Raw genomic sequence first — 2881 nt, forward strand, 5'->3', positions numbered from 1 at the left:
GTGGGCAGATCCCATGGCCACCGGCGGGCAGTTTTACTGGCCATCAGTGGGCAGTTCCGTGGCCGCCTATGGGCAGTTTTTCATGGCCGCTGACACACGGCTCGACTGAAAAACGAACCCGTCAGCAGAGCCTTTTCCACGTGTCAGAGAGACCCGGCTGGGCCCCAGATAGGAGAAGTCAAGGAATCAGATCGGCGGGGCCCATCTCTTCGGCACAGGCAACGCGGGAACTACCCAACACCATCAGCCGGGCCAGGAAATACGGCCTGACCACCCGTCAGCTGAAATCAACCGCAGCCACCCATCCATTAGTCGGATCAGATCTAGGCTCGACCGCCTGGATGTCCGGAGTTGTTATACCTGAATTGCCCTGTCCAAATTTGGACGCTATCGGTATTCCGGATTCGCTTCCAGACCAAACCTGTCGCCCTTTTTCCAAGCGTCAGGCAGGTTTCCCTGGGCAGGGATACCCCCGGCCAGTTTCAGGATGCAAGCCATATGGAGCAGATTCCAAGTCATAAAGGCAGTGTTGCGGTTGGTGAAGTCATTCTCCGGGCCACCTGAACCTTCATCCAAATAGCTTGGGCCCGGTCCTGCCTCTCCAATCCAACCCGCATCCGCCGCCGGAGGAATGGTCACCCCGATGTGCTGAAGACTATAAAGAATATTCATCGCGCAGTGCTTGACGCCGTCCTCGTTCCCCGTCAGCAAAGCGCCACCCACCTTCCCGTAATATACGTACTGCCCGCGAGAGTTCGTCATCCCCGACATCGCATAAAGACGCTCGATAATTTGCTTCATCACCGAGCTGTTGTCTCCAAGCCAGATCGGTCCAGCCAGCACCAGAATGTCTGCTAATTCAATCTTCTCAAAAATTGAGGGCCAAGCGTCCTCCTCCCAACCGTGCTCCCTCATATCCGGGTACACGCCCGTCGCCACCGGGAGGTCAATCGGTCGCACAACTTCCACATGGACACCCTTCGTCCGCATCAAATCGGCGCTCAGGCTGATCAGCCCGGAGGTGTGGCTCATCTCGGGGCTGCGCTTCAAGGTGCAATTGAGGAACACTGCTCTCAGACCAGCGAACTGATCGTCACTGCTCATGGACTTCACGCTGTTAGTCATCTGATGGTGTTCCTGTCTAGGTAGCGGACAAGTTCTTGTCCATTTAACGATCCGCTACTTGGTCTCGAAAATAGCTAGACCGAATTGAAACCACACTAGTCCCCCCAGAAGCCTGCACTATGTAACCTGGAACACATCTTCTACCATCACTCCCGCCAACTCATGCACCTCCGATGCGCCGGCGCGGAAATCACGCCCCAAAGGTCAAGAAGTTACGCCGCTATCGAAGCGCCAGAAGTGACCCTTTCTGTTTTCACTTAATTGCTTAGGGAGTCCAGGGCCTTGCGCAGGCGGCTGTCGGCGTCATCAGCGACCTCCTTGACCGCTGGCGCGCCACTGAGCCGAACCATGGTCTGCGGGTCGATGGCCTCGATTGTGGTGCTATCTGCATCCTTGCTTCGGCGGACCACGACGTTGCAGGGCAGGAGTGCCCCGATTTCGGGCTCCGCGGCAATTGCTCGGCTGGCCAGGGCCGGATTGCAGGCACCAAGGATGATGTAGTCGCCTACGGCGTCCGCGGCTTCGGTTCCTAGCTTGACTTCAAAAGTGGAACGGACATCAATCTCGGTAAGTATTCCAAACCCCTGAGCCAATAGTGCATCCCGGGTAAGTTCGAGGGCCTCAGCCCCGGGAAGCGCAATGGTCGTGCTGAGTGTGTACGTCATGGTTCTCCTGGAGAGACTGGTGGGTGGAATCGTCCGACAAATGACTGGCAGCGTATTGCCGCGTTCTTCTAGGGTATTCGACTACCGAATAGGGGTATCCAGATGTCAGTCCCTTGCAAGACCCGCGCGATGACCTGCCATCTGGTCACGGAGGCCCAAGCCCTGATTCAGGTTAACGACCTAGATTCGGCGAAGGATTAAGACCAGTTTTCCGCGCGGACTAGTGGTTTAGGAGGTTGCGTCTTTTGCAAGCTGTACCGCTGCATCTGCCATCTCATCGGATAGCTGCATGACATCCCACATTCCGGTCAGTCTGTTGTCGTGGCTGAATGCAGTTATGGTGCTCCCATCCTCTTTGGTTTCCGCGAAGAAGTGAACTGGGGGTTTGATCTTGAGGTGTTGGGCCGCGCTCGAATGTCTCAGATCACCCGGGTTCCAGTGTTTGTCCATCTCAATCCAGACAGAGTCCCCTACCGTCCTCACGGAGATTCCCGGGCGGGCGAATACGGTATTCAGGTCTGTAATGACCTGGTCCTTGTTCTTCGTCGATTGCCAAGCACGTTTCTGTGTGAACCGGCTTGTCGCATGCCTGAGCATGATGTCGGGTGGAAGCTTCGTCGGTCGACGCAAGAGGGCTCCTTGCGTGAAGAGCACCGCGAGCACCGCGATGGCTAGGTACAGAAATCCGGTGGTCCGGATCCCCAAGAGCGCTAGTCCTAGCCAGATGGCGATAACGACCATGACTGCAGCTGTTTTGCGCCTAGTAGTGGAGAAGAACAACAAGGCGCGTTGGAAGCGCGTATAAGTTTCATCGGTCGGCTTCCTGCCGCGAATCCCTTCAAATGCCAAGAGATGCCTCTATATTCGATGCCGGCTGTGAAGATCACAGTGATGTCAGGGACGGTCTAATACTTCACGCTGATGGCCAATTCTCAGCAGCTGGATGAGTGCTTTTGGTGGGATGCAGCGTGACTACCGGGCGTGCAGGCGTGCTAGCCTCGGTCTTTCATGAGGTAGTGGCTGGTGGGGTGTGGTTAAACGACGAAAAGTGCTCCTGAGCTGGGAAAATAGTGTTGTTGACGCAAAATTTC

3 protein-coding genes are annotated in these 2881 nt (G+C 56.0%); all 3 read right to left on the reverse strand.

Features of this window, described 5'->3' with window-relative positions:
- Positions 1–387: 387 nt before the first annotated feature.
- Complete coding sequence (locus IWX62_RS16065; protein ID WP_196842415.1) at positions 388–1125, reverse strand: flavodoxin family protein; 738 nt, start codon at positions 1123–1125, stop codon at positions 388–390.
- A gap of 257 nt (positions 1126–1382) precedes the next feature.
- Entirely contained in the window at positions 1383–1790 is a 408-nt protein-coding gene (locus IWX62_RS16070) for a DUF302 domain-containing protein (RefSeq protein ID WP_196842416.1), read from the reverse strand.
- 228 nt (positions 1791–2018) lie between these two features.
- Complete coding sequence (locus tag IWX62_RS16075) at positions 2019–2531, reverse strand: hypothetical protein (protein WP_333483497.1); 513 nt, start codon at positions 2529–2531, stop codon at positions 2019–2021.
- Positions 2532–2881: the final 350 nt, after the last annotated feature.

The organism is Arthrobacter sp. CAN_A1, from assembly GCF_015751665.1.
Taxonomy (GTDB): Bacteria; Actinomycetota; Actinomycetes; order Actinomycetales; family Micrococcaceae; genus Arthrobacter_D.

Coding starts and splice junctions, on each gene's coding strand:
- IWX62_RS16065 (WP_196842415.1), bottom strand. CDS start 1,125: ATGACTAACAGCGTGAAGTCCATGAGCAGTGACGATCAGTTCGCTGGT.
- IWX62_RS16070 (WP_196842416.1), bottom strand. CDS start 1,790: ATGACGTACACACTCAGCACGACCATTGCGCTTCCCGGGGCTGAGGCC.
- IWX62_RS16075 (WP_333483497.1), bottom strand. CDS start 2,531: ATGGTCGTTATCGCCATCTGGCTAGGACTAGCGCTCTTGGGGATCCGG.